The 26,491-nt window shown below is 69.4% G+C and carries 19 protein-coding genes and 1 tRNA gene; 8 read left to right on the top strand and 12 right to left on the bottom strand.

All coding sequences use genetic code 11. The annotated features are described in order from the left end of the window. From B7P34_RS37625 to B7P34_RS24920, 5 genes are all read left to right on the top strand, one after another. Positions 1–232 (top strand): hypothetical protein (locus B7P34_RS37625; protein ID WP_189383029.1); only part of this gene is annotated, 232 nt, incomplete at its 5' end. Then, positions 229–738, top strand: a complete 510-nt coding sequence (locus tag B7P34_RS24935; protein WP_106680007.1) for a roadblock/LC7 domain-containing protein — start codon at positions 229–231, stop codon at positions 736–738. The genes B7P34_RS37625 and B7P34_RS24935, both read left to right, overlap by 4 nt. After that, entirely contained in the window at positions 735–1,124 is a 390-nt protein-coding gene (locus B7P34_RS24930; protein ID WP_106680005.1) for a DUF742 domain-containing protein, read from the top strand. The genes B7P34_RS24935 and B7P34_RS24930 overlap by 4 nt, the downstream gene beginning before the upstream one ends. A 157-nt stretch (positions 1,125–1,281) precedes the next feature. Next, positions 1,282–1,833, top strand: a complete 552-nt coding sequence (locus tag B7P34_RS24925) for a GTP-binding protein (protein WP_223268199.1) — start codon at positions 1,282–1,284, stop codon at positions 1,831–1,833. Between the two features lie 10 nt (positions 1,834–1,843). Next, a complete protein-coding gene (locus B7P34_RS24920; protein WP_106680001.1) occupies positions 1,844–3,103 on the top strand; it encodes a styrene monooxygenase/indole monooxygenase family protein in 1,260 nt (419 codons plus the stop codon). An 82-nt stretch (positions 3,104–3,185) separates the two neighbouring features. On the opposite strand, the gene B7P34_RS24915 is transcribed toward B7P34_RS24920, so the two are convergent. The 4 genes from B7P34_RS24915 to B7P34_RS24900 all read right to left on the bottom strand — a co-directional run bounded on the left by B7P34_RS24915 (position 3,186) and on the right by B7P34_RS24900 (position 6,778). Continuing rightward, a complete protein-coding gene (locus tag B7P34_RS24915; protein ID WP_223268198.1) occupies positions 3,186–4,331 on the bottom strand; it encodes a C40 family peptidase in 1,146 nt (381 codons plus the stop codon). Positions 4,332–4,562: 231 nt separating this feature from the next. Further along, positions 4,563–4,829, bottom strand: a complete 267-nt coding sequence (locus tag B7P34_RS24910) for a hypothetical protein (RefSeq protein WP_106679996.1) — start codon at positions 4,827–4,829, stop codon at positions 4,563–4,565. A 14-nt stretch (positions 4,830–4,843) separates the two neighbouring features. Next, positions 4,844–5,737 carry a TetR/AcrR family transcriptional regulator gene (locus B7P34_RS24905; protein ID WP_106679994.1) on the bottom strand — a complete coding sequence of 298 codons (894 nt, stop codon included), beginning with the start codon at positions 5,735–5,737 and terminating at the stop codon, positions 4,844–4,846. A gap of 108 nt (positions 5,738–5,845) precedes the next feature. Next, entirely contained in the window at positions 5,846–6,778 is a 933-nt protein-coding gene (locus B7P34_RS24900) for an AurF N-oxygenase family protein (RefSeq protein ID WP_106679992.1), read from the bottom strand. 169 nt (positions 6,779–6,947) lie between these two features. On the opposite strand from B7P34_RS24900, the gene B7P34_RS24895 reads away from it, so the two are divergent. Both B7P34_RS24895 and B7P34_RS24890 read left to right on the top strand, forming a co-directional pair. Next, a complete protein-coding gene (locus tag B7P34_RS24895; RefSeq protein WP_106679990.1) occupies positions 6,948–8,117 on the top strand; it encodes a ferritin-like domain-containing protein in 1,170 nt (389 codons plus the stop codon). Between the two features lie 113 nt (positions 8,118–8,230). Then, positions 8,231–9,061 (top strand): polysaccharide deacetylase family protein, encoded by an 831-nt coding sequence (locus tag B7P34_RS24890; RefSeq protein WP_106679988.1) that lies wholly within the window; start codon positions 8,231–8,233, stop codon positions 9,059–9,061. 99 nt (positions 9,062–9,160) lie between these two features. Here B7P34_RS24890 and B7P34_RS24885 read toward each other — a convergent pair whose 3' ends face one another. From B7P34_RS24885 to B7P34_RS24850, 7 genes are all read right to left on the bottom strand, one after another. Further along, positions 9,161–10,726, bottom strand: a complete 1,566-nt coding sequence (locus tag B7P34_RS24885; protein ID WP_223268197.1) for an amino acid permease — start codon at positions 10,724–10,726, stop codon at positions 9,161–9,163. Positions 10,727–10,799: 73 nt separating this feature from the next. After that, positions 10,800–11,765, bottom strand: coding sequence for a hypothetical protein (locus B7P34_RS24880; protein ID WP_223268196.1), 966 nt, complete (start codon positions 11,763–11,765; stop codon positions 10,800–10,802). A gap of 2,162 nt (positions 11,766–13,927) precedes the next feature. Then, on the bottom strand, positions 13,928–16,081 hold the full coding sequence (locus B7P34_RS24870; protein ID WP_106679986.1) for an AIPR family protein: 2,154 nt from the start codon (positions 16,079–16,081) through the stop codon (positions 13,928–13,930). Positions 16,082–16,133: 52 nt separating this feature from the next. After that, the gene (locus B7P34_RS24865) at positions 16,134–17,744 is read right to left on the bottom strand and encodes an HsdM family class I SAM-dependent methyltransferase (RefSeq protein WP_146166916.1); all 1,611 of its coding nucleotides are present in this window, start codon (positions 17,742–17,744) and stop codon (positions 16,134–16,136) included. A gap of 576 nt (positions 17,745–18,320) precedes the next feature. After that, a complete protein-coding gene (locus tag B7P34_RS24860) occupies positions 18,321–19,940 on the bottom strand; it encodes a type I restriction-modification system subunit M (RefSeq protein WP_106680011.1) in 1,620 nt (539 codons plus the stop codon). A gap of 8 nt (positions 19,941–19,948) precedes the next feature. Next, the gene (locus B7P34_RS24855) at positions 19,949–21,472 is read right to left on the bottom strand and encodes a restriction endonuclease subunit S (RefSeq protein WP_106679982.1); all 1,524 of its coding nucleotides are present in this window, start codon (positions 21,470–21,472) and stop codon (positions 19,949–19,951) included. Then, the gene (locus B7P34_RS24850; RefSeq protein ID WP_223268195.1) at positions 21,469–25,152 is read right to left on the bottom strand and encodes a DEAD/DEAH box helicase family protein; all 3,684 of its coding nucleotides are present in this window, start codon (positions 25,150–25,152) and stop codon (positions 21,469–21,471) included. The genes B7P34_RS24855 and B7P34_RS24850 overlap by 4 nt, the downstream gene beginning before the upstream one ends. 850 nt (positions 25,153–26,002) lie before the next feature. Between B7P34_RS24850 and B7P34_RS39460 the strand changes: the two genes are divergently transcribed. Further along, positions 26,003–26,125 (top strand): hypothetical protein, encoded by a 123-nt coding sequence (locus B7P34_RS39460; protein WP_286157509.1) that lies wholly within the window; start codon positions 26,003–26,005, stop codon positions 26,123–26,125. Between the two features lie 160 nt (positions 26,126–26,285). On the opposite strand, the gene B7P34_RS24840 is transcribed toward B7P34_RS39460, so the two are convergent. Beyond that, positions 26,286–26,357: transfer RNA gene (locus B7P34_RS24840), tRNA-Arg, on the bottom strand. Positions 26,358–26,491: the final 134 nt, after the last annotated feature.

The raw sequence follows: 26,491 nt of genomic DNA, 5'->3' as shown, positions 1-26,491 counted from the left end.
CGGCACCGCGCTGCCCAAGCGCACCCCCAAGGCCGTGGCCCAGCGGCCCGCCCCCCAGCGCGTGCGCCAGGGCGTCGACGCCGAAGCGCTGCGCCGCAAGCTCGCCGGCTTCCAGCGGGGTGCCGCCGACGGCCGGCGCGACGCCCGGGCCGAGCTGGCCGGGCGCGACACACAACGGAACCAAGCGGGCCCGCCGGCCGACGGCGGCACTCCCGAGGAGGCACGCGGTTGACTGCATTCCCCCGGGGGGCGACCCCCGTATCCCCCGCCGGCCCCGCCGCCTACGGGCTGAGCCACGAGGCCCGCAACCTGCACTGGCTGCTGACCAACCTCGTGGAGGAGGTGCCCGGCGTGCGGTCCGTCGCCGTCGTCTCCTCCGACGGCCTGCTCCTGCTCTCCTCCGATCCGCGCCTGGTGCACCGCGGCGAGAGACCGGAAGGGCCGCGCGGCTCCACGGCCGACCTCGCCACCATCGTCGCGGGCCTGGGCAGCCTGACGACCGGCGCCGCGTGCCTCATGGACGGCGGCTTCGTCAAGCAGACCATGGTCGCCATGGACGAGGGCAGCCTGTTCGTGATGACCATCAGCGACGGCTCGCTGCTGGGCGTCCACGCCGATCCCGACTGCGACATGAGCGTCGTCGCGTACCACATGGCGCTCTTCGTCGGCCGGGCCGGTCACGTCCTCACCCCCGAACTCCGCAGGGAACTGCGGCAGTCGGTGGAGGCGGTCGGATGACCGGCACCACCACCGCCTGCGGCAAGCCGGCGCGCGTCCGCCCGTACTCCCTCACCGGCGGGCGCCCCCGCCGGTGCCGGCTGCTGCTCGTCGAGACCTTCGTGGCGGCCCTCGACGCGGACGGCACCGCCCCCGGCAGCGGCCCGGGGGCGGGTTCCCGTCCCCGGATCCCGCCCGAGGGCCGGGCCATCGTGGACCTGTGCCACCGGCTGCGGTCGGTCGCCGAGATCGCCGCGCTGCTGCGCATGCCGCTCGGCGCCGTACGGGTCCTCCTCCTCGAACTGGCCGAGCAGGGCAGGGTCCGCGTCTTCGACACCGCCCATGGCACCGGCCGGCCCGACCGCGCGCTGCTGGAAAGGGTGCAAGGTGCACTCCGCCGACTGTGAATCCGCCGACCGTGAATCCGTCTACGGTGAGTCCGTCTACGGTGAGTCCGTCGACGGTGAATCCGCCGGCTGCGAAGAAGGCCCGGAACCCCGGGGCGCGGTGACGCTCGGCGCCGTCGCCGCCGACGACGCGCCGCGCCCCTGGCAGACCGACCGCATCCGCGCCCCCCACGCCACGAAGATCGTCGTGGCGGGGGGCTTCGGCGTCGGCAAGACCACCTTCGTGGGCTCCGTCTCGGAGATCACGCCGCTGCGCACCGAGGCCCTGATGACCGCCGCCGCGCGGGACGTCGACGACACCCGCGCCACCCCCGCCAAACGGACGACCACCGTCGCCATGGACTTCGGGCGGCTCACCCTCGACGCCGACCTCGTCCTGTACCTCTTCGGCACCCCCGGCCAGAAACGATTCTGGTTCATGTGGGACGACCTCGTGCGCGGCGCGATCGGCGCCGTCGTGCTGGCCGACACCCGGCGCCTCGCCGAGTCCTTCCCCGCCCTCGACTACTTCGAGACCGCCGGCCTGCCGTACGTCGTGGGGGTCAACCACTTCGAGGGCGCCGACCGCCACGCCCCCGAGGCCGTCCGCGAGGCGCTCGCGCTGCCGCCGCCCGTCCCGGTCGTGCCCATGGACGCCCGGAAGCGGATCACGGTCGTCGACACCCTGCTGGCCCTCGTCGGCCGGGCGCTCGACACCCTGCCCGAGTGAGGAGCGACCCGTGCGACGGATCCTCATCGCCGGGGCCGGCCAGTCCGGTCTCCAGCTGGCCCTCGGCCTCCAGTTCCACGGCTACGACGTGACGCTGATGTCCAACCGCACCTCCGAAGAGATACGTTCCGGCCGGGTGATGTCCACCCAGTGCATGTTCCCCACGGCCCTGCGCCACGAGCACGAGCTCGGCCTCGGCTTCTGGGCGGCCGCCGCGCCGCGCATCGAGGGCGTCGGCGTCTCCGTGGCCGAGCCGGCGGCCGCCGCGGGCCCGCACCGGCGCGCCGTCGACTGGCTCGGCCGGCTCGGCGGCTGCGCCCAGTCCGTGGACCAGCGGCTGAAGATGTCCGGCTGGCTGGACACCTTCGCCGAGCGCGGCGGCCGGCTGGCCGTCCACGCCGCCACGGTCTCCGACCTGGACGCCCTCGCCCGCCACTACGACCTGGTGCTCGTCGCCACGGGCAAGGGCGAGCTCGCGGAGCTCTTCGACCGCGACCCCGCCGGCTCCCCGTACGCGGTCCCGCAGCGCGCCCTGGCCGTCGCCTACGTGCACGGGCTCGGCCCGCGCCCCGAGCACCCGGACACCGAGGCGGTGCGCTGCAACCTCGTGCCCGGCGCGGGGGAGCTGTTCGTGCTGCCGACGCTCACCGTCTCCGGCCGCGCCGACGTCCTGTTCTGGGAGGCCGTCCCGGACGGGCCCCTGGACGCCTTCCAGGACCAGCCCGGCCCCGGCGAGCACCTGGCGCGGACCCTGGAGCTGATGGAGCACTACGTGCCCTGGGAGTACGCGCGGGCGACCCGCGTCGAGCTCACCGACGCCCAGGCCACCCTGGCCGGCGGCTACACCCCGGCCGTGCGCGACCCCGTCGGCCGGCTGCCCTCCGGCGGGCTCGTCCTCGGGGTCGCCGACGCGGTCGTGGCCGACGACCCCGTCACCGGCCAGGGCGCCAACTCCGCCGCCAAGTGCGCCGCCGCCTACCTCGCCGCGATCGTCCGGCACGGCGAGCGGCCCTTCGACGAGGCGTGGATGCGGGCGGCGTTCGCCGGCCACTGGGTCTCGGCCCGGCACACCACCGCCTGGACCAACGCGATGCTCGCGCCGCGCCAGCCCGCGCACGTGCGGGAGCTCCTCGAAGCGGCGCGCCGGCACCAGGCCCTCGCCGACCGCATCGCCGGCGGCTTCGACGACCCGGAGGACTTCGCGGAGTACTTCTACGAGGCGGAGGGCGCGGCGGCGTGCGTGGCGGCCCTGGCCGGGGAGCCGGCGTGACGCCGCCGGCCCGCCCGCCGGCCTAGGACGGAACTGACGCCGCCCCGCCGGCATAGGACGGAGCCGACGCCGCCCCGCCGGCCTAAGACGGAGCCGACGCCGACCCGTACCCCGTGTCGGAGCCGTCCGTGGCGCCCTCCGGCAGCGGCGGCAGCTCGTACTTCCGCAGCGGCGCCTCGCCCGCGTCCGGGCGGACCGCCCCGAGCAGCGGGTTGGCGGCGATCGGCGAGACCTTCACGCTGCCGCCCGGCCGCGGCGCCTGCATCACCAGGCCGTGGCCGATGTAGAGCGCGACGTGCGTGGCCCCCTCGAAGTAGAGCACCAGGTCGCCGGGGCGCAGCTCGTCGAGCGCCACCCGCGGCAGGCTCTTCCACTGCTCCTGGCTGGTGCGCGGGATGACGTCGCCCGCGTGGGCCCAGGCCTGCGAGGTGAGCCCCGAGCAGTCGAAGGCGTCCGGCCCGGCCGCGCCCCACACGTACGGCTTGCCGAACTGCTCGAACGCGTAGGCGATGGCCTTGCGGCCCGCGGCGGACGGTCTGGTCGAGCCGCTCAGCCGGCCCGAGGAGAGCAGCGCGCGCTGGGCCTCGCCGATGTTCTTCTGCTCCAGGCGCTGGATGTCGGCGAGCTGGTTGCCGGTCAGCGACGCGAGCATCTTCTCGACGTCGCCGAGGCTCCGCTTGACCTTGTCGGCCTGCTGCTTCTGCTTCGCGGCCAGCACCTGCTGCTCGTTGAGGGCCTCGCGCGCCCTGCCCGCCAGGTCCGAGGCGCGCTTCTCGCCCTTCGTGAGGCGCCCGACCGTGGCCGCCCGCTGGCCCGCGGCCCGCTGGATCTGGTGGCCCCGGTCGAGTGCCTGCTGCGGGTCGCCGCTGAGGAGCACGGAGACGTACGGGGCGAGGGTGCCGCTCGTGCCCTGGTACTGCTCCCGGGCGAGCCGCCCGGCGGCGTCGCGGCTGCCCGTGAGGGCGACGCGGGCGGTCGCGAGCTGCTCGTTCAGCTCGTCCACCCGCTTGTGCTGCGCCTTGAGCTTCTCCTCGGTCGCGTTGTACGTCTCGGTGGCCTCCTCGGCCTTCCGGTAGAGCGTCTGGAGGCGGGTGAGCAGGGTGTGGACGGACGGCTGGTCGGGCGGGGCGGCGGGGGCGGCCGCCGCCGGGAGCGGGGGCAGTGCGAGCGACGCGGCGCCGGCCATCAGCGCCGCCGTGCAGACAGAACGCGCGAACCGTCCTGACACGAGCTCACCTCCGGTGTGGGGCGTGATCGTTTTGCCCAGGGAGGATCGTGCCACGTGTGGTCCTACTTATGGGAGCGCTGTGGGCGAATCCGCCTAACCCGCTCACTCCATGGATGCCGGGCCGTCACCCGGCCGGCGGCCGGGCCGCACCCGCGCGCCCCGGATGCGGCCGGGAGGCGCCCTTGCGGCCGGCGGCGGCCTCCCGGCGGCTTCCCGGCGTCCGGGGTGGCCTCAGCGTTTCGTCCACGGCCACTTCAGGCCGCGGTCCGGGCGGCGCCCCTCCGGGTCGTACACGTACTTCCAGCCCTTGTGCAGCCCCAGGCGGCGCGTCGTGCCCGCCTGGACCCGGTGGTAGACCAGGACCGTCGGCGCCCCGCCGTGCTCGTCCGGCACCGGGACCTCGTAGACCTTCGGCGGATGCCCGGTGTGTCCCAGCAGTACCGGCAGTACGCGCCCGTCCAGGGGGCCGCCCACGAAGGGCGTATTCTCGCTTCTCACGCCCCCAGTCTCCGTCAGACGCGCGCCTCGTCCGAGGACGTAGCGGGCGGGGGCAGGTGCGCCGCGTCAGAGGACGTATCCGAAGAAGTAGCGGGTGGGGGCGGATGCCCCGCGTCCGAGGACGTATCCGAGGAGATGTCTGAAGACGTAGCGGCCGGGAGCAGGTGCCCCGCGTCCGACACCACCGGGAGGACCTGGCGGGCCAGGCGCCCCACGGGCCCGTCCGTGCCCTCCAGGGCCAGCGCCGCGCGGGCGGCCCCGGCCGTCTGCGGGTCGCTCGCCGCCGTGGCCGTCAGGAGCGCCACGAAGTGGTCGACCAGCCAGTCGCGCAGCTCGTGCACCGGCGGTTGCTTGTCCTCGTCCAGCCAGATCAGGGACGCCGCCTCCACGGCCGTGATCCACGTCCGGACCATCATGCGCAGCCGCGGCCCGGGCTCCGGCACCTGCAGGTGCTTGAGGATCTGCGCGGCGGCCGCCCGCCGCACCCCGTCCACGATCGCGCCCGTGCGGGAGGTCTCGGCGACGCTGCCGCCCTGCAGCAGCGCGCTGAACCCGGCGTCGTGCTCGTCCACGAACGCCAGGTAGCGGTCGAGGGCGGCGGCCAGGCGGCCCGTGAGGGGGCCGGTCTGCGGCTCGGCGAAGCACAGCTCCAGGTCGTCGGCGGCGCTGCGCAGCGCCGTCTCGTACAGCTGGGGCTTGCCGCCGGGGAAGTAGCGGTACACGAGCGGCCTCGACACCTTGGCGGCCGACGCCACGTCGTCCAGGGAGACGTCCTCGGGCGCGTGGTGCGCGAAGAGGACGAGGGCGGCGGCGATCAGCTGGGTGCGGCGTTCCTCGACGCTGAGCCTGCGGTACGCGGGGCGGGCGGACGGAGTCGGTGCTGCCGGGGCGGTTCCGCTGCCGTTCATGCAGGGCAGCGTAACGGGGTGGTGCGGGGGTGCGGTGGTACGGACCTGGGGTGGGGCGGGGGTACGGGCGGTTCAGGCTCGCAGGGGCCTTCAGGCCGGGAGGGGCCTTCAGGCCAGGAGGCCGGAGCTGCGCCACAGGCGGCGGCCGGCACCCCGCAGGACGCCGATGTCGCCCAGGAAGTCGGTGAGCCGCTTCGCTCCGGTCTGCATCACCTCGCGCCGGTGCCCGCTCGCCCGGACCTGGGCGACGGCTTCGCGGCGGTCCAGGCCCACGTTCGTGTAGACGGCGGGATTGACGAAGGCGACGGAGAAGACGCGGGCCGCCTCGCCGCAGCTGAGCCGGGTCAGGGACGCCTCCCAGCGCGGGCAGCCCACCATCTGGCGGCGCAGCTCCTCGCGCGCGTACCGGACGTGGCGCGCCTCCTCCACCACGTGGATGCGGGTGACGCCGCGGACCAGCGGCTGCACGCGCTCGTCGGGGAAGGTGAGGCGCTGCATGTAGTCGAGGATCTCCTCGCCCAGCAGCGTGCACGCGAACGAACCCGGCGTGGTGGACACCGTCTTGAGGACGCGCGCGAGGTTGTGGTGCAGGGGGGACACGGGGTAGGCGGGGGCGCCGCCGCGCTCGATCAGCCGGGCGAACATCTTCGAGTGCCGGCACTCGTCGGCTATCTCGGTGAGCGCGTAGCGGACGTGCGCGCTGGTGGCGGGCTTGTCGTAGACGTGCCGGACCAGCAGCTGCATCAGGATGAGCTCGAACCAGATGCCGAGCGAGGCGAGCGAGGCGGCCTCGTGCCGGGAGAGCTCGACGCGCTGCTCCTCGGACATCGTGCGCCACAGCGGGGTGCCGTAGAGGGAGAGCAGCTCGGGCGGCCAGAACCACTTGCCGTCCTCCAGGGGCGCGTCCCAGTCGAGTTCCGTGTCCGGGTCGAAGGAGTGTCTGGCGGAGGACTCCAGCAGCCTGAGGGCGACCTGCTCGCGGTCCTTGAGCGGACCGAGGGCGTCCCGAAGCGGACTGACTACAGGGTTACTTGGGGTCACACCCTTATGAGACTGCTTGTCAGCAAGCGCGTCAATCCTTTCGGGTGAGTTGATGAAGGATCGTTGACCCGGCGGTAACCGGCGTGTGAGCCTGCCAGTGGAACCGGCGATGCCGGTGGTCCGGGGGAACCTGTGGTCCGGTGATGCCGGCAGAGGACGGGAGACGCCGATGGCGACGCGCAACCTCTACGCACATGACCCCGGCGACCCCGGCTGGACGGTGCCGGCTGCGGGCGCGGCCCGCTTCAGCTGGGAGTACGACGAGGGCCGGGACCGGCTCCTGTCCCTCTACCGGAAGGGCAAGGACAAGCAGTGGGACGCGGAGAAGCGCATCGACTGGTCCCTGCCCGTCGATCCGTACGACCCGCTCGGCCTGCCCGACGAGACCAGCCCGCTCCACGGCACCCCGTACTGGGACCGCATGAGCGACAAGGACAAGGGTGAGCTGCGGCGCAACTACGCGGCGTGGCAGTTCAGCCAGTTCCTCCACGGCGAGCAGGGCGCGATGGTCTGCGCCGCCCGCATCGTGGAGTCCGTGCCGGACCTGGACGCCAAGTTCTACTCCGCCACCCAGACGATGGACGAGGCCCGCCACGCCGAGCTCTACGGACGCTTCCTCCACGAGAAGATCGGCCTGGTCTACCCGATAGACGACAACCTGCAGGCGCTGCTGGGCGACACCCTGCGCGACTCCCGCTGGGACATGCCCTACCTCGGCATGCAGGTGCTCATCGAGGGCCTGGCCCTCGCCGCCTTCGGCATGCTGCGCGACATCACGGACAAGCCGCTGCCGAAGCAGATCCTCGCCTACGTCATGCAGGACGAGGCCCGGCACGTCGCCTTCGGCCGCATGGCGCTGCGCGACTACTACCGGCAGCTGTCGCGCGCCGAGCTGCGCGAGCGCGAGGAGTTCGTCATCGAGGGCTGCTACCTGATGCGCGACCGGCTGCGGGGCGAGGTGGTCCTCACCGACTTCGGGCTCCCGCGGGACGAGGCCGTCAGGCTGAGCGAGGAGTCCGAATACCTCCGGGTCTTCCGGCAGTTGCTGTTCTCGCGCATCGTGCCGTGCGTCAAGGACATCGGGCTGTGGGGCGAGCGGCTGCAGCGGGCGTACGTAGACATGGGCGTGCTGGAGCTGGGCGACGCGAGCCTGGACCTGCTGATGGCGCAGGACGAGGAGATCGCCGAGAAGCTCGACGCGCAGCGCTTCGCGGAGGAGGAGGCGGCGCGGAAGGGGGAAGTCGCCGAGGCGATCGCCGCCGGTGCGGGAGAGGCCGGCACCGGTGTGGGAGAGGCCGCGGCGGGTGCGGAAGGGGCTGCCGAAACACGGGAAGTGTGAGTCTCCGCAAGGGACTTGCAAGCCTTGAGGGCTGATGTCCTTCTTCGAACCCTCTTGGGAACCTTCCTTTCGGTATGGACGTCTTCGGGTGCACACCGAGGGAGGGGACGCTCATGGCACGACCGGCCGCTCGGAGGAACCGGCGCCTCGTCGTCGCGACGGCGTCGGCGATGGCGCTCATCGCGACGATATCCGGCTGCGTGGCCATGGCCACGGAGGACCCGGGCACGAGCGCCGGGCCGAGCAACGGCGGCGGGGGCGGCGGAAGTTCCGGCAGCGGCGACAAGGGGAGGTCGCCCGGCGCGGCGTCCTCCGGCGCGGCGACGCCGCCGGCACGGGTGTCGGCCGAGATCACGCACGAGAGCGAGGACCCAGGAAAAACGGTCAACCTCACCATCGACGACGGACCCGAGCCCGGCTGGACGGTGAAGGTCCTCGACCTGCTCAAGAAGTACGACGCGAAGGCGACGTTCTGCATCATCGGGTCGCGGGCCCAGGAGTACCCCGACCTCGTGAAGAAGGTCGCCGCGGCCGGCCACCGGCTGTGCGACCACTCCGCCGACCACAACACCGCCATGGACAAGCGCCCCGAGTCCTACCAGGAACGGCAGGTCCTCGACGCCTGGCAGTCGATCGAGAAGGCGGCGGGGGAGGGCGCCCGGGTGAGCTACTACCGGGCGCCGGGCGGCGCCTTCACCCCGTACAGCAGGGAGGTCGCGGCGTCGCACGGCATGCGCCCGCTCGGCTGGAACGTCGACACCCACGACTGGCAGAACCCCGGCGTCGACCGCATCGTCGACGCGGTGAAGAAGGGCATGAAGGAGGGCCCGACGGTGCTCTTCCACGACGGTGGCGGCAACCGCGGCCAGACGGTGGCGGCGCTGGAGAGGCTGCTGCCGTGGTTCAAGGAGCAGGGGTACAAGTTCAGCTACCCGAAGATCTGAGGGGGCGCCGAGGGCCTTTCGGCCCGGGCCGGTGGCCTGTCGGCCCGGGCCGGTCGCCTGTTGATCACGGCCGAGCCCCTTTCGGTCACGGACGAGGGCCTACCAGCGGAAGGCGTCGCTCGCCGGGGACGGGCCGGCGGGCCCGGGAAGGGAGGCGGAATTGCGCGGGTGGTCCGGCACGAGGAACCACCTGCGGGCCGAGGCGAGCCACCAGACACCGGCGAACCCCAGGACGGCGGCGACCGCGACGGGGGCGTAGTTGAACGTGTCGGCGGTGACGGGGCTCGCCTGCGGCAGCATGAACAGCACGGTGATCAGGGCGACCCAGCCGATGGCCACGAAGCCGACCGGCTTCGACCAGCGGCCCAGGTTCCAGGGCCCGCGCTCGAAGGCGTCGCCCTTGCGCAGCCGCAGCAGGGTCGGCGCGGCGTAGGCGAGGTACAGGCCGATGGTGGCGATCGAGGTCACCGCGGCGTAGGCCGTGGAGTTGACGAGATAGGGCAGGCCCAGGACGAAGGCGCCCGCGGCGGCCAGCCAGACGGCGTTGGTGGGGGTGCGCGTCTGAGGGTTGATCCGGTGCCAGACGCGGGAGAAGGGCAGGGCGCCGTCCCGCGAGAACGCGTAGATCATCCGCGAGTTGGCGGTCACGGACGCCATGCCGCAGAACAGCTGCGCAACGATCACGACGAGCAGCAGCAGCTTCCCGCCGGCCGGGCCGAGCGCGTCCAGGAAGATCTGCGCGGGCGGGACGCCGGTCGCGGTGCCGGTCGTGCCGTCCCAGTCCTGGATCGCGTACGTCAGGCCGGCCAGCAGCACGAAACCGGCGATCCACGACACCCAGATCGACCGGACGATGCCGCGCGGTCCCGCGACCGCCGCGTCGTTCGTCTCCTCCGTCATGTGGGCGGAGGCGTCGAAGCCGGTGAAGGTGTACTGCGCGACGAGGAGCGAGAGCAGCCCGACGTAGAGGCCGGAGGTCCAGCCGGTGTCGTTGACGAAGTGCGTGAAGACGAACGACGTCGACTGGTGCCGGCCCGGGACGAGGGCCAGCGCGCCGACGATGACCAGCACGCCCAGCAGGTGCCACCACACGCTCACGGAGTTCAGGAACGCCACCAGCCGCACGCCGAAGGTGTTCAGGGCGGCGTGCAGCAGGAGCACCGCGCCGAACAGCGCGATCGTGTGGCCGGGCGTCGCAGCGAAGCCGAACTGCAGGTCGAGGTAGGCGTTGAGGAAGGAGGCCGCGCCGAAGTCGATGCCGGCGGTCGCCGCGACCTGCCCGAGCACGTTGAACCAGCCGGTGAACCACGCCCACGCCGCGCGCGAGCGCTCCGGCGCCATCCGGTGCGCCCAGAAGTACAGGCCGGCCGAGGTCGGGTACGAGGAGCACACCTCCGCCATCGCCAGCCCCACGACCAGGGACATCGCGCCGACGCCGATCCAGCCCCAGGTGAGCATGGCCGGCCCGCCCGTCTTCATGCCGAACCCGTACAGCGTCATGCAGCCGGAGAGCACGGAGATGATCGTGAACGAGACGGCGAAGTTGGCGAAGCCGGACATGTGGCGGGCGAGGACCTGCGTGTAGCCGAGCTGGCGCAGGCGCTCCTCGTCGGAGACGCCGGAGCTGCCGGGGCCGCCGGGCCCGCCGGGGAGGTCGAGTGGCACGCGATTCTCTTCTCGTGAAAACGGTCAGGAACTGTGCGCGTTGTGCAGCGGGCGGGACCGGCAGGCGCGGGGGTCAGAACCGGGGAGCCCGATGCCGGTGGGCCCGCCCGTCCCGGACGGCCCGGAGGGCCCATTTCCGGTGCCGGAGGAAGAGCCCTCGGGGCTCCCCGCAGTACGACCAGGGCACGTCGGAGGCGTAGGGACCGATGGCTTCGAACACTTCGTGGGCTTCGGCGTGGCGGCCGGCGAAGGCCAGGGCGTGGGCGAGGTAGTTGGCGTCGTCGGTGAACTGGGCGTGCGGCTGCGCACCGCGACACCGCCACCACCGGTCCACCACCGGATCGATATGAGGGCAATCGATCCACGGATGGACGCTCAGCCCGTAGCTGGCCGCGTCGGTCTCCATCCGGTGCCGGTGCGACTCGGCGAGCGCGACCAGCGGCAGCACGGCGAGCGGCAGCCCGCGGGGCGCCGTGTCGGCCCGCTCCTGCGCCCAGTGGAACATCTCCGCCCCCGAGCCGTGGTTCCGGGCGAAGAGGTAGGTGAGCATCTCGTGGTGGGCCTCGCGGTTGTACGGATCGCGCCGCACGACCTCGCCCCACACCTGTTCCAGCACGTTGCGGCCGGGCGCGTGGACCCGGAGCAGCGCGAGCATCACCACCCAGGGCGAGGGATCGGCCGGCACGGCCTCGGCAGCCGCCAGACAGGTCGCCCAGGCCCGCTCCATCTCAGCCCGCCCGGCCCCGGCCCCGCTGATCACCGACCGCACCGCCTGCACATGCGCGAGCAGCGCCAGCGCGTCCCCCGACCCCGGCTCGGCCCGCGCCCACGTATCGGCGAACCGCAGCCCCGCCCCGGCCCGCGCCAGCACCTGCAACCGGAAGATCCGCCGGTCCCAGTCGGCCCCGGTGGCCCCGATCAGATCCCGGGGCCCCTCCCACCGCCCCATGGCGGCGTCCTCCAGCACGGCCCGTAACGGCAGATCATCCCGGGCCTGATGCAGCACCAGCCCGTGCCCGGCCCCCCGCCGAAATCTCATCCGCCCCGCTTCCCTGAGTAACCATCAAGTAGGCGTGTTGCAGGAAACTTGACAGGCGCACCCCACTCCGGGATCACTCCTGCCCCTAGGGGAACGCACCTTACCCCGGCCGGCCCCGAAAGATGCGGACAACAACAAAAGACCCGGACGCGGAGCGGGTGCCGCTACGCGGCGCGGCGGGCTTCCGAGGCGCGGGGGCGCCGCGCCTTGGCGGCATCGCCACGCCCGAGACCGGCCACGCCGGCGCGCCACTGAACGCGCTTGGCGTCCCCGCAGCGACAGTAACGAGCGACAGAGGTCTTCAGGAGCCACTACTGAGGTGCAGCCCATGGTATTAGGTCACTATCCGCTCAAAACAAGACAGTTGGGTTCAGCGACCAGTCGCCGGCGGACTGATCGGAATGCAGTACTGCGCGACATAGCGCGGTAATGAGGCAGGCGGTTCGTGGTGCAAGTGGCTGATACCCGACGCCGAATGGCTGATCCGCGTTCTTCACCACCTGTTGAACCGTCCCGCGATTGCCGCAGCAATCGTGTGGGCGTGGCTGATACATACTCACAGCGCTGAGAGCGAATGCGGCCCCGATGGTCGTGTCAGTCCGCTCCTTCTGAAGCAGATGCCCGGGGATGGCGAACGCCTTGAAGGGCAGGTATCCGTCATCGACGGCTTTGTGATGCCCGTGAGCGGCCTCGGTAGCGTGGCCAACGCTTGTGGCTGACAGGCGTTGTTGAGGGATGACTGATCGGCTGTACGAGGGGGAGAACGGCAAGGTGTCAGGCGTGATCGATAAGCTCAGCATTGAGACGGGTCCGGCACGGTGACGGAGGCTGTCGGGGTACGGCGCGTTCAACGTGCTGTTCTTCCTGATGATCTCGTACCCCGGGGCGTCCTTGATCAGAGAGCTTCTGGGCTGAGGCGGTCTGGCCATCTCACCTCTTCTGGCTGCAGTCGTCGTGTGGCCGATATCGATAGCCATCGTCTACAGTGAGCCGAGAATGCAGGCGAGGCCGTGGTGGCCCATGGTGAGAAGGCATGGAGGTGGGCCGGGTCGGCTCTCTACACCTGCCCGCCCCTCATCCTGGCTCTCACGTATGCCATGCCGGTCGGTGGTGACCTGCCGGCCGGGGCGCCGACGGTGCTCTCGCTGTCACCGTTAGTCGTTCTCTTCGGGTTCTTCGTCCTTCGCCGACGATGGCGGGACCGGAAGGGCTCTCTGGTGCCCCAGCGGGTCGTCTGATTCGACAGGCGGCTCCCTCTGCGCCCTTCCTTCCCTGGTCTCCTGGCCTTGCATTCCGCGCAGCGGTGGCACCCGTAATGCGAAACGGACGGCCATGATGGGGGAGGGGCCAAAGCCCCGGGGCTGGTGCAGGTGCGGTTGGCGATGCGCTGGGCCGTCGTTCTCGGGCACAAGGATGAGGAGCCACCGCCGGAACTGCGGGCGGCCCCGGCGGTGTCCGAGACGTACAAGCGCCGGTGCCGAGGCTTCAACACCGCTATGGAATACGCAGTCCATGAGGCAGTGGCGTAGTCGTTCCGCGAGTTCTGGTCAATGAAGTCCAGGGCAGGCAACTGCTCACGGTTGTCTCGCATGTCGGACCTGTTCACCGTAACTGCGGTCGGCGGCTCGTACCATTTTTCGGCTTCATGCTCTACGCAGCCACGCGACCGGCCGAGGCGAGGAGCATATCGCCGAGTCCGGCGCCGCCACCGATGGCGGGCTCTTCGCGAACGAGCGGCGCGGGCTGCTGGGGAGCTCCACATCGAGGAAGCGATGGGGCGGTAGCCGAGCGGCTCGTACCCCGGCCCCGCGAGTGGTTCACGGGCTCCTCACGCCTGAATCGTGAGCGGCAATGACAAAGAGCCGGACTCAGTGAGACTGAGTCCGGCTCTTGCTCTTGGCACAAGCCCAGGTAAGAAGCGCTTTCCGCTGGTCCTGAACGAGTGCCCCCGGCAGGATTCGAACCTGCGCACACGGCTCCGGAGGGCGCTTACCCCTCAGACAATGCAGCAGGTCCGAGGCACGTTCGGGATCGGGCGAACGTGATCTGTCCACGGGTGGTCCACGGTTCCACAGCGTAATGCTGTCGGAGGAGCATACGGTACGGCTCGACGGCCTGCCTGTCAGCGGGGCCCGAGGGAGAATGCCCGACCTGCTCGGCGGTTACTCGACGTCCTTCTCTTCCTCCATACCGTCAAGGAGTCTCCGGGCGAGGATGGCGAGCGTTTCTCCGTCCTGGGTGGCCCAGCGGGCGGTGCCCTGGTTCGAGACGGGCCGTCCTTCCCATTCGGCCAGCTCCCACATCCGTGCGATGAGCCCAGTGGGCGAATACGCGTTGCCGTCGGCAGCCCAGACGATCGGGCGTGCCCGGTTGGTGTTGGTCCACTTCGCGAGTGCCCGGCGCGGGTTCGCGTCGAGCCATGCGGCGAGCGCGTCCTTCTCCGGCTGCAGGTACAGGGCCAGGTGCAGCGGTGCCCCTTCCTCCAGGGCGCCCTTGTCCACGATGACGTGCACCGCGTTGGGCCTGCGGCGTTTGCGGGGCTTGCTCTCCTCGCGCCGGTACTGCGCGGCGGCGTCCTCGGTCCCGCCGCCTTCGAGCGCTGCAAGGGCCGCGGTCACGAGGTCGGCGGCTTGCCCCGGATCGGCGCACACGCGTTGCAGACTCGACCGGGTTCCCACTCCGTCCAGAGCCTGTACGAGCGCCGGCACGACACGCTTGACCAGGTCGGGCACCTGCTCCTTGGCTTCGGCGGCCCAGGTGAGCGACTGGTCCGGCTCCCCCATGCCCGCGTCCTGGGCGAGGAGTTGCCGGAACACCAGGTGGGTGATGAGGAACGTGCCGTCGTCGATGACGGCGGCAGCGCGCCCGGCATACTGTTCGCGTTCCGTACGCAGAGCCGTACGCACCGCCCGCAGGACGTTCACGGCGTTCCAGGCCTCGTACACGCTGGGCACGGACCGGAAGAGGGGGTCGTAGATACCGCTGCCGCCCCGTTCCCACAGCACGTCGGTGGAGCCGGACGCGACAAGCCGGGCCGCGAACCGGCTGCCGCTGTGGGCGCAGGCGAGCGCGCACGCGGCCTCCACCACGGAGCAGCCTTCGTCGTCCTGCGGTTCGAGTTCGCTGCGGCGCACGCTGTACACGAGGCCCAGTTCGGCACGGAACTCATCGATGAGCACTGCCTGAACGGGGTCGAGAGCGATGCGGTCGCGCTCGGTGATGTGATTCTGGCGGTTGGTGGCCTGGGTGGTGCGGTTGGCAAACTCGGTGTCGCCGTTGGTGACGATGAAACGGACGGTGACCTGGGCGAGTCCGGCTTCGTCGGACTGCTGGGCAGCGTCGATGACGGAACGCACGGTCTGTGCGCCGTTCACGACACTGGCGCCCTTGGCGGTGAGGCGGACAGGGTGCCGCTCGGGGAACTTCTGCGATCCGGGCACGGCTTCCAAGGAGTCACACAGAACCGTGACTCCGTTGTTGAAGTACCAGAAATGGGACGGCTCGCCGGTGAGCGTGTCCACGAGTTCCTTGTTGATGGGGGTCAGCCCCAGCGGGTTGCGGATGTTGCGGACGAACAGTTCGTTGCCGTGCTCGGCCCAGGTCGCGACCTCTTCGGCCTGTACGATGCCCTCGTAGGAGGGGTAGGGCGAGGACACGCTGAACCAGGGGTGGAGCGTCGCCTCCAGGGTGACGGGTTCACTTTGCTGATCCTTCCGGACCAGCGCGTGGATCTCCTTAGCGTGCAGAAAGCGATGGTCGACATAATCGCCGTGAGAGTTGAACTCCCCCTCGCCGTTCTTGATGACCTGCCTTACGCCTGGCGAAGGCGGCTCGGTGCCCATGAGGACGATCACCTGCGTGATCTCGGTCGTCTTCTCGCTGATCAGCTCGTGTGCCCTCTTGGCGAGGATCTGGCCGCGGGGATTGAACTGGGCGGCCTCTCCGGAGTCGATGAGGGTCAGTCCCGCGAAGAGCTTGTGCACCGCGGTCTCGTCGGCCTTGGCCTTTCCGATCGGGCTCCACTTGGCCTGTACGAGGTAGATGTGGGCAGCCGCCTCATCTATGGCGATGGCGTCGATGCCCTGGTCCTGGCCTCCGTCGATGACACAGTCGGCCGCCTGCTCGGGGGTCCACCCCGTCATGATGCGCACGGCGTGCGCTGCCAGGGCGCGGGAGCGGAAGGCGGGCTGGGTCTGCTCCGGCGGCCGGTTGCCGAAGTCACTGATGTCGATGAGGCCGGTATACGTCTCATCGAAGGCGCGCTCGACCTGGCGGACCTGGGTGGGGATGTCGGGCTGGTGGGAAGGGGCGTTCATGATGTTCCTGTCCGGCTGGCTACGAGCGGCGAAGAGGGCGTGGGTACAGGCGTCAGCTGAGGGAGTCCAGTACTACCTGGAAGCTCCGCTGCGCGTCGCCGAGATGGTCCACGATCGACTGCGCGATTTCGCGCGGATCAACGAACTCGTCGTGCGTGTCGACGATATGGGCCTTCAGGTCAAGGCTGGTGCCGGAACTGTTCAGTATCTTCCGTACGTCGTCACGGTCGTATCGCTTGAAGCGCGACGATTCGGTGCGCCCCGCCAAGCCTTCCTCTCCGGGCCGGTAAGCCTCCAGGAACTCCGCGAAGTCCTCCTCCGTGAGCGGGTTCGCGGTGTCCGTATGGTGAAGGTCACGGGCGTCGTACACCCACAGTTCGTCGGTGGCCGGATCGCCGTTCGGGCGCAGGACGGACTTGGTGAAGAAGAGGACGTTCGACTTGGAGCCGGTGTCGTGGAACATGCCGGTCGGCAGCCGCAGCAGAGTGTGCACGTCGCAGTTCCTCAGGAGCGCCCTGCGGATGGTGGCCGCCGATCCGCGGTGAAAGAGGACACCGTCGGGCATGAAAACGGCCGCTCTGGCCCCCTGGGGCAGGGTGATGGCCAGATGCTGGAGGAAGTTGGCGGGGAGCGTGGCGTTCTGCGCCCAGAAGTCGTCCCGCCGCTCAGTGTTCGCCTCGACGTTGCTCTTGAACGGCGGGTTGCATATGACGACGGTGGCGGCCACGTCCCGCTCGTACCGGCGTACCAGGCGTTCCTTCGTGTCGAGCGAGTCCGCGCGCAGTATCGGCGGTACGTCGTGGAATTGACGCCCGGTGTTGAGGAGCACGTTCATCGTCGCCAGGCGGCACATCTGTACGTCGATATCGGCACCGGCGATGGCAGCGGCGTCCACGCGGCCCCCGTGCGCGGCCATCTCACGGTGGGCGGCGATGAGGCTGGTGCCGACCCCGACGGCCGCGTCGACTACCCGGTCCTGTGGGGTGATGGCGAGTGCCTTGGCTATCACGGTGAGCAGGTGGGGCGGGGTGAGGAACTGGCCCGTCTCCCGCTTGGCCCGGATGTCGTCCCGGCAGTCGGCTATCAACAGCGAGAAGGCGGAACCGAGCTCGTCCCGACGCACGTCCGACCAGCGGTACGGGTCGAACTCCTCGACGATCAGCCGTCCGAGATCCGCCATCTTGTCGGCCGGCCAGGGGCGGGAGTCGTGGAAGAGAACACTCGCGATGGCCCGGCGTGGATCCTGCGGGTTCGGCTTGCCGAGTTCGGCCATCAGCCCGGTCAGGGCACGGTGCAGATCCTCACCGCCGGCGAGTACGAGGCTCGGCCAGCTGCCCGCCGGCGCGATCGGCGGACTCGCGAACATCCCCGTCCGCTGGGCGCGCTCGTGGTCGAGTTTGAGGAAGAGCAGATACGCGATGTGCTCGGTGAACTCCAACCGGGTCAGCCCTTTGAGGCTCGGCTTCTGTTCGAAGAACCGCTGCCAGCGCCGGAAGATTCCGTCTGCCGTCCAGTGCCCCTCCGGCCCTCTCGACACGATGTTGTCGCGCTCCGTCGCCATGCCCCACCCGTTCTCCAACGTCCCTGTCCGAGTGGATACGCCGACGGGCCACTCCCCTGATCCGGCAGCGTCGGACCCGGTGACGAAGCGCTCCGAGAACACATCGGAACCGGCTGATCGGGCCGCAGGCGATCACTCCCTTCCAGGGTAGGTGCAAGGACCGCGTCCAGGGGCCCCGAGCAGTACTTTTTTCGGCCTGCCAGACCCCGCTCTCCTACTGAGCCGGAATGCAGCAGCGCACCTGCTTGCCGCCCGGCGTGTCCGTGACCCGCGACCCCGGTGCGAGCAGATCGACCAACAGCAGTCCACGCCCCGAATCCGCCTTGGGGCCGTCGAGCCCTACGCCGCCCCGCACGGGCAGCATCCGGCGTACGGGTCGTGCAGCCTGACCCGGACGCCCCGCTCCGCGCCCTCACCGCACCCCGACGACGTGACCCCCACCTCGGCGACGAGCGGAACGAAGCCACCACACGCGCGGACCGCGTTCCCGCACAGCTCGGACATCACCAGCTGCGCCGAGTATTCGAGGGCTTCGCCGACCCCGGCGCCAACGAGTCTCTTGGCGCGATGAGGGAGCGAGTGGCGCGGAGCTGGTCGGGGGCGAGCTCTGAGCACGGAGAGAGGGGAACAGCAGACGGGCCGGCGGTTCTCAGTGAACCGCCGGCCCGTCTGCTGACTCTACTCCTCGTCGGCCGACGGCGGCACGTCCTTCTTCAGTGCGCGGGCCACGGCCGTGAACTGGGCCAGCGCCACTTCGAGTTCGTCGACGATCTCTTGGGCGATCACGTCCGGCGACGCGTATTCCTTGGTCGCGGCGGCGTCGGACTTGAGCACCGTGAGGTCGAGGTTGACCTTGTCCCGGGCGATCAGCTCGTCGTAGTCGTACGCGCGGAAGCGGTCGCTCGGGGTGCGCTTGCTGAAGTCCGTGCCGCCGGAGTGGTACGCAGCGACGAAGTCGTCGAGGTGCTGGCGGCCCAGCTGTCGCTGCTTGAGCGTGAAGCGCTGGTCTGTACGGAAGTCGTAGACCCAGAGCTGGCGCGTGCCGGGGCGGCCTCCGGTGCGCTGGCCGGTCTTGTCGAAGAACAGGACGTTGGCCTTGACGCCGTTGGCGTAGAAGATGCCGGTAGGCAGGCGCAGCAGGGTGTGGACGTTGCAGAGGTTGAGGAGGTTCCGGCGGATGGTCTCGCCGGCGCCGCCTTCGAAGAGGACGTTGTCGGGGAGGACGAGGGCGGCTCGGCCGTTGGTCTTCAGCAGGTTGTAGATGTGCTGGACGAAGTTGAGCTGCTTGTTCGTCGTCGGGGCCCAGAAGTCGGTGCGGGAGGTGTACGACTCGCCGGTCACCGAGCCGACGCCGAAGGGCGGGTTGGCAAGCACGATGTCGTAGTGCCGCTTCGGCGGGCGGGCCAGGGAGTCCTGGATGGTGATGAGCGGCTTGGCCTCGGAGCTTCCGATGCCGTGCAGCAGCATGTTCATCAGGGCGAGGCGGCCGGTCTCGCGGACGAGTTCGTAACCGGTGATCGCACCGTTCTGGAGGGCGCGACCCTTGTCGCCGTACAGCTCGTCCTCGTAGTTCTGGACGAGGTGGGCGTGCGCCGCGATCAGGAAGCCGCCGGTGCCGCAGGCCGGGTCGGTGATGGACTCACCGGGCCTCGGCCGGACGCAGTCGACCATGGCGTCGATGAGCGGCCGGGGTGTGAAGTACTGGCCGGCGCCGGTCTTGCGGTCCTCGGCGCCGCGCTGGAGGAGGCCTTCGTAGGCGTCGCCCTTGAGGTCCTGGTTCTCGGTGGTCCAGGTGTAGGGGTCGATCAGGTCCTTGACCAGGCGGTCGAGGACGGCAGGTTCCTGGATCTTGTTCTGTGCCTTGGTAAAGACCTCGCCGAGCATCGTGCCGCCGCGCTGGCCGAGGTCCTTGAGGATGAACTCATAGTGGTCCAGGAGGGCCTCAGCGGACCGGGTGGTAAGGCTCTTCCAGTCCCTTCCCTCGGGAACGAGAGGCTTCTCGGGAGCGTTGCGCCGGAAGGCCGCCGGGCGGTTGGCGCGCTCGTCGGCCATCTTCAGGAAGAGGAGGTAGGTGAGCTGCTCGACATAGTCGAGAGTGGAGACGCCGGAGTGGCGCAGCAGTTCGCAGTACGACCAGAGGCGGTTGACGAGGGTGGAGGTGGAGGTGGGAGCCGGGGCCGCTGGGGTGGCCTTGGTGCTCAGTTCTGCTGCGCGAGGGGCGGGAGTCGTGCTGATTACCGCAGAGGCCGCCACTTCAGCGGAATCCGTGGGAGTCGGCTTGCCAGTACTGCTGCTCATGATGGTGCTCACAGGGGAAGTGTTTCCTGGGTGCCAGAGGGAACCGGTCGGCCCGAGGCCTGAGGGGCGGCGGGGGCAGTCGTGCGGGATGCCCGCTTACGCCTGGCCGGCTTACTCCCAGCAGCCCGCTGAGCACGAATCCGGTCGAGGAGAGCAGAAGCAGGCTCGTCGTCGGGGTCTTGTGCCACAAGGGACCCCGTGAAGGCGGCATGCAGAAGGGCACCACGCAGGTTCTCCCCCTGCCTGGATACTTCCTGAGCCATCTGCCGTGCGGCCTCGACTTCCGCCAAACGGCTCTCGATCGACTTGACCAAATCTTCTTGCACAGATCTCGGCGGAACCGGTATAGGCAACAGCTTGATACGTCGAAGGCTGATGGAGGCAAGGTTCACTGTCTGCTTCCCATTGCGGTCACACCAGTTCTTGCCGAATGCGTTAGCGTGCCAGGCAAGCAACCGAGGATCCAGCGCATCCCCTGTAATGCGAGCACGAAAGACATGATTTTGGTGGATGCAGTTCTCGATTTGCCCTTCCCATACCCATCCACGGCCCAGCTTGTCGCGATCTCCCCCTTCGTTGAGGAGGACGTCTCCGACTTCCAGTTTCAGCGATTCAGCCTTTTTCGCGGGAACTCGAATGGTTTCAACTCGATCGAGCAGAATTTGCCCGCGCTGAACATTGGCGACCCGCAGGTACGGGACCTCAACATATTCAGGATTACTTTGCTTCTTACTGTCTTTCGTGACCCCGCCGACTACGTCTGCGATCTCCTCAAGGCGCCTCCATTGCCACCCTGCTGGGAGATCTGGAAGCGTTCCGTCATCGACATCTGCGGGTTCGATCAGGGCGGGGAACCGATCAATTCCGTCGAACCCACCGCACGCGCCGCCCCCCGTAATCTGGTGTTTCAGGACGTCGGAGCTGGTTAGTGCGGCCTGGACTGCTACCATGCCGGTCGCGATATTCGCCAACTGCTCATCCAGCTTGGCGACGATGCGATGCTGTTCGGCGAGAGGCGGTACGGGAACCTCGATCTCTAGGACATCTCGCTCCCGGACCGCGGGATAACTTACTCCACGCTGCTTCTCGACAACACGCGAGATGAACGAACTCGATGAAACCAGATGAAATAGAAAACGGCGATCTATCGCCTCTCCCGCCCGCAGCACACAAAATCCTGTAGAAGCGATCTCGCCATCGAACTCTTCGGGAATCCAAGCGATCTTCCGCAAGTATGGTCGAACCGTTGAGAATACCGTATCGCCATGCCTCAAGAGTTGACGTGCGCGACTGGGAGCGGCGTCGGCTTCCGTCTCGACAGCCCTCACAACCGAAAGAGTCGAAGGATCAACCGATCCAATGTCGATGTATTGAAACGTGCTGCGTCCAAGCTCAGTGGGCAGGGCCTTCTCAATTGGCTGGCACAATTCCCCCAACGTCGCCCGCCCCCACCCCGCAGGCAGCCCCCCCGCGTCCGCGACATCCCCCTCGGAGCCCGAACCCCCCGGCCCCACACCCGAGTCGGTCGTCACGCGCTCAGCTCCCTGTCCAGCTCATTGATGATATGTTCCGCCCTTGTCCCCCCGAATTCCGCGAGGAATCCGTCCGTGCCGTTGCGCGAGGTGAAAGGGGCGTAATCGAGGTCAGTGGTGTCGAAGCGTACACGCTCGGCCGTCGCCGCGGCGATGCGGTCGAGCCACCAGCGCTGCCGTTCGGTGAAACGTGCGCCCGCCTGTTCCTGGCGGGTGATCCAGGCCTGATAGCGCTCGCGCACGAGCTCCTCGTACGGGCGGGGTGCCGGGGCGCCCTGTGCCGCGCCGCCCGCGAGTTCGTAGCGGAGCAGGGCAAGCAGATCGGAGGCCGTGTGCTTGCGCTGGGCCCCGTCTATTACCGCCTCGCCGACCTTCTCGTACGCCTTCCACAGTCTGTCCGGTGTCCACGCGCGCGGCGGGCGGGCGATGCTGCGGGCCACGTCCTTGAGCCGGTTCATGGCGACACCGGGCGGCACGTCGGAGCCGGCACTGAACGCGACGGACATCGCCTCGATCTCGTCACGGTTCTCCGCGATGTAGCGGCGCCAGTCACGGACCGTCTCCGCTGCCGTGTCCGCGTCGTCGACGGCGGCCCCCGCGCGAAGCAGCTCGTCGGTGCCGTTCTCGTCGTAAAGAATGTCCTTCGCGCGCCGCATCTCCAGCAGGCGGGCACGCAGCGGCGGCGTGGCGGCGAGGGGGCGGACAGACTGCTCGATGAGGTCACGTACCGCGCGCTCCGGATTGCGGCCCGCGCGTTCGGCGGCCTCTCGGACTTCCAGCTGCCGGTCCGCCGAGACGGCTTCGACCATCCCGTGAACGATCTTCTTCAGCTCCAGCCCGCCGCTCAGCCGCTGGACCTCGGCGCGCTCCTCGTCCGTCATCTGGATGTCGAGCTTGGCGAGGCGGGCCGCAAGGGTGGAGACCTCTTCTTCCTCGATGGTGTTCGCGGCGGTCTTGCGGAGCAGCTTCTCCAGGCTGATCTGCTTCTCGGTGTGGCGTTCCAGCGGCGCCGCGTCGACCTTCGGCTTCCTCGTCACACCGACCGCGTCGACGATCACGAAGCGTGTCTTGGGGCCGACACCGGGGGTGACCTTCTCGAAGTCGGTCAGGGACAGGGTTCGGGCGCCGCGGCCCTTCATCTGCTCGAAGTAGGCCCAGCTCTTGACGTCCCTCAAGAACAGCAGGCATTCCAGCGGCTTGACGTCCGTGCCCGTGGCGATCATGTCGACGGTGACCGCGATGCGCAGCTCCGGGAGGTTACGGAAGGCTGCGAGGCGCTCGGAGGCGTTGCGGGCCGCGCTGGTGATCTTCGCGCAGAAGTCGTTGCCCTTGCCGAAGACGTCCCGGACGACCTCGACGATCTCCTCCGCGTGGTTGTCGTTCTTGGCGAAGACCAGCGTCTTGGGCACGTACATCTCGTCCCACCGCAGCGCGCCCGTGACCGGGTCGCGTTTCGCCCGCTCGCGGAAGATCTCCGTGAACAGCCGCTCGCGGAACGTCTTGACGACCGTACGCAGCTGATCCTTGCTGATGACTCCGACACCGACCTGGTTGGCGCCGTACTCGATGTCCTCGTCGATGTCCTCGTAGCGCTGGCGGCGGGTGCGGCGGTCGCGGACCGGGATGGTGCCGTGCGCGATGACACCGCCCTCGGCCGTTATCCGCGTCTCGATCTCGTAGACGGAGAAGTCGACGTTGACGCGGTCGGCCACCGCCTCCTGGTAGGAGTACTCGCTGACCAGGTTGCCGTTGAAGTAGCCGAAGGTCTGGGCGACGGGGGTGGCGGTGAGGCCGACGATGGGGGCGTCGAAGTATTCGAGGACGGAGCGCCACTTGCCGTAGATGGAGCGGTGGCACTCGTCGACGACGATCAGGTCGAAAGCTTCCGGGGAGATGTCGGCGTTGTAGCCGACCCGGACGCCGCCCGGCACGTCGACGTCGTAGTCGATCTCGCCGTCGCCGCGGTCGCTGCCAGGCAGGCTTGCGCCGGTCAGCTCCATGTAGAGGCGCTGGACGGTGGAGATGACGACCTTGGAGGAGGCGAACATGCCCTCCGCGCCGAGGCGCTGGACGTTGTAGAGGTCGGCGAACTTGCGGTCGGTGTCGGGAGTCTTGAAGTTCTCGAACTCGGCGAAGGCCTGGACACCGAGGTTGTTGCGGTCGACGAGGAACAGGACGCGCTCGGCGCGCGCGTACTTGAGCATCCGGTACGAGAACGTCACGGCCGTGAACGTCTTGCCGGCACCTGTGGCCATCTGGACGAGGGAACGGGACTGCCCCATCCCGTGCTGGCCCTTGCCGAGCGCCACCGAGTCCTCCACGCCGCGCACCGCTTTAATCTGCGCTGGGCGCAGCGGGCGTTCGTCGAGGTCGGGCATGCGCCAGCGCAGCCGGGCCCGGTAGCTGGGGGCCTGCTCGTCCTCCTCGGCCTGGCGGACCCAGCGGGCGAGGGTGCGCGGCTGGTGGAAGGAGAAAATGCGGCGGGTACGGGAGTCCGGGTCGAGGATGGACCGGAAGCGGGTCTCGCCGCCGTCGCTCACGTACCGGAACGGAAGCGGGGTGCGCCAGGCGTTGAGGCGCTGCTGGGCGTCGGTGAGATGGTCGGCGTAACGGTCGGCCTGTGTCTCAGCGGCGGACAGGTCGGCGCCCTCGCGCTTGGCCTCGATGATGCCGACGAGTTTGCGGTCGACGTAGAGGGCGTAGTCGGCGCGGCCCTTGGCAGTGGTGACCTCGCGAACGGCGACGCCGTTGCCCCGCCGGTCGCCCTGGACGTGGAGGTTGAGGTTCGCGCCGCCGTTCTGGACGTCCCATCCGGCCGCCCTGAGCATCGCGTCGAGCCGCTCGCGGACCTGTACCTCGGTGAGGGGTTCGCGGGAGGCCTGCTCCGCGTTGTCGAGGAGACGGGCGCGCTCGGCGACGGCGGCCGACGCGGCGGCCCGGTCGGTGCGGTCGGCGCGGCTGCGACCGATCCGCGTGGCCTCGGCGGCGGCCTGGAACTCCTTGAGCTGGTCCTGCATGGCCGCGACGGCGCGGGCCAGCTCCTCACTCTCGGCCTGTGCCTGGGCCAGCTCGCGCTCGACGGCGCTCCGGGCGGCCTGCTCGGCCTGGGCCTGGGATGCCTGGTCGTGGTAGCTGAGGCGGGCGTATTCGAGTTCCTTGCGGGCCTGGGCGACGTCCTGAAGCAGGCGCTCGTTCTCGGCGGCCGGGGTTCGGTCGGGGCTGGGCGGCACGAACGCCAGCTGCTCGCGCGAGCCGGTGAGTAGCCGGTGGTACCAGACCCCGAGACGGAAGCAAGTGCGCAGGGCCCGGAAGGCGTCATCGGCGCTGTCGAGTCCCGAGTGGTTCGCGTCGTTACCGAGCGCGCGCACCTCGTGAAAGGCGGTGCCTACATCGCCGTGGAGGTACCCCTCCCGGTCCAGTGCCCGCAGCCGGTCGAACTGGGTGCCGCCCTCCACGCGGACGCGCCCTCGGCTGATCAGGTCGGCAGCCATGGCCTCGCCGAACTGGCGGGATTTGATCAGAGACGTGTTCGGGTCGCTGAAGACATGGCTCTCGGCCGAGGTTCCGTACGCGACGAGCAGCGGAAGGTGCGGCAGCAGGAACCCGAAGTTGCGGGACTGCTCGGCCAGGCGTACGAGTCGGGGGTCTGGTGTCTGGGGCGCCCCGCCTGCGCTGCTCATGGGGTGGTACCGCCTCTCCGGGAGTGCAAAGGTCGCCGATGCTTTTTGTGCAGCGTGATCGCTAGTTGAGCCTAACTGGCGGCCGGTCTTCTGCGTCGGTCTTCGGCACTACAGTTCCAGCTGGCCCGACCTGACGCCCGCCACCATTGCATTGCCACGCGCCAGCGCCCGACCCGAACCGCTGCCGGTGGATTGACGTTGGATCTGGGGAGAGCATCGAGTGGTAAGAGAGGTCCCCGATGATCGTGACGATCCGGCCGGACGAGAAGCGTGACGTCCAGCCGATTGCCGGACTGATCGGGGAAATCGAGGTTGGCGGAGCGGCTTTAGGGTGGCGCTGCTTTGGCGCGAGTAACCATGGCCCGTAAGCTTGCGGGGCGTCGGGCAGTCTGTGAATCTGCCCGGTAAAGCACGACGTTGGGGCCATGATCTCCGAGGCTCGCGCCAAAGTGGCTCCGTGAAGCCGCGGAGCCGGCCGGAGACAGGAGCGCAGGCCTGGCCGGTGGCCGGGTCGCGCGCGCGGTGACGCTGAGCGAGTCGCCTTGAACCCGTGAAGAAGGTTGTTACTCAGTCGAATGCCTGGGGTACCTGGGTTTGAAGTCGTACGCGCAGGCTGGTAGTTCAGCGCTCTGACGATGTGCGAGCGGTAGGGAGATCACTGGTCGGATCGTCCATGTGATGCGGGTCTGCTCGTGGGTGACTGACACCGTGCTGGGCTCGCAGCGCAAGGGGGCTCGTCTGGTCTCGATGCGGCCGTCGTAGCGGCGGCGAGGCCCCTTCGGGTGGTCCTGGCTTGGCCGGAGTCGGTCACCGCGACCGTGGTGGTGAGCTCGGAGACGGTGAGCGTTACGTGGAAAGCGCCGGTGGCTCGGCGGGCGGGTCCCCGGAAGTCATCCACCGTAACTACGCGGGCTGCCTGGACGACAGCGAGGAGGAGAACAACAGGAAGATCGAGGAAGCGATGGGGTGGTAGCCGAGCAGCTCGTGCCCTCGGCCCCGTGAGCGGCTCACGGGCTCCTCACGCGTGAATCGTGAGCGGCAATGACAAAGGCCCGGACTCAGTGAGACTGAGTCCGGGCCTTGTTCTCGGCACTTCTGCAGGTCAGCCAGCGAATCTGCTGCTCTCTGCGAAGTGCCCCCGGCAGGATTCGAACCTGCGCACACGGCTCCGGAGGCCGTTGCTCTATCCCCTGAGCTACGGGGGCGTGTCGGCCGCGTCGTGCGGTGACGGGTAGAACATTACCAGCTTCGGATGGGTGATCCGCAACGTCGTTCCCAGCACGCCCGTGAGCAGGGCGGGCGGCAGGTGCGTCTCGTCGCGCAGGACGCCCCTGATGAC

The organism is Streptosporangium nondiastaticum (genome assembly GCF_003011965.1).
GTDB lineage: Bacteria > Actinomycetota > Actinomycetes > Streptomycetales > Streptomycetaceae > Streptomyces > Streptomyces nondiastaticus.
The sequence above is the reverse complement of the archived record's forward strand: the minus strand, read 5'-3'. Positions and strand labels throughout refer to the sequence as shown.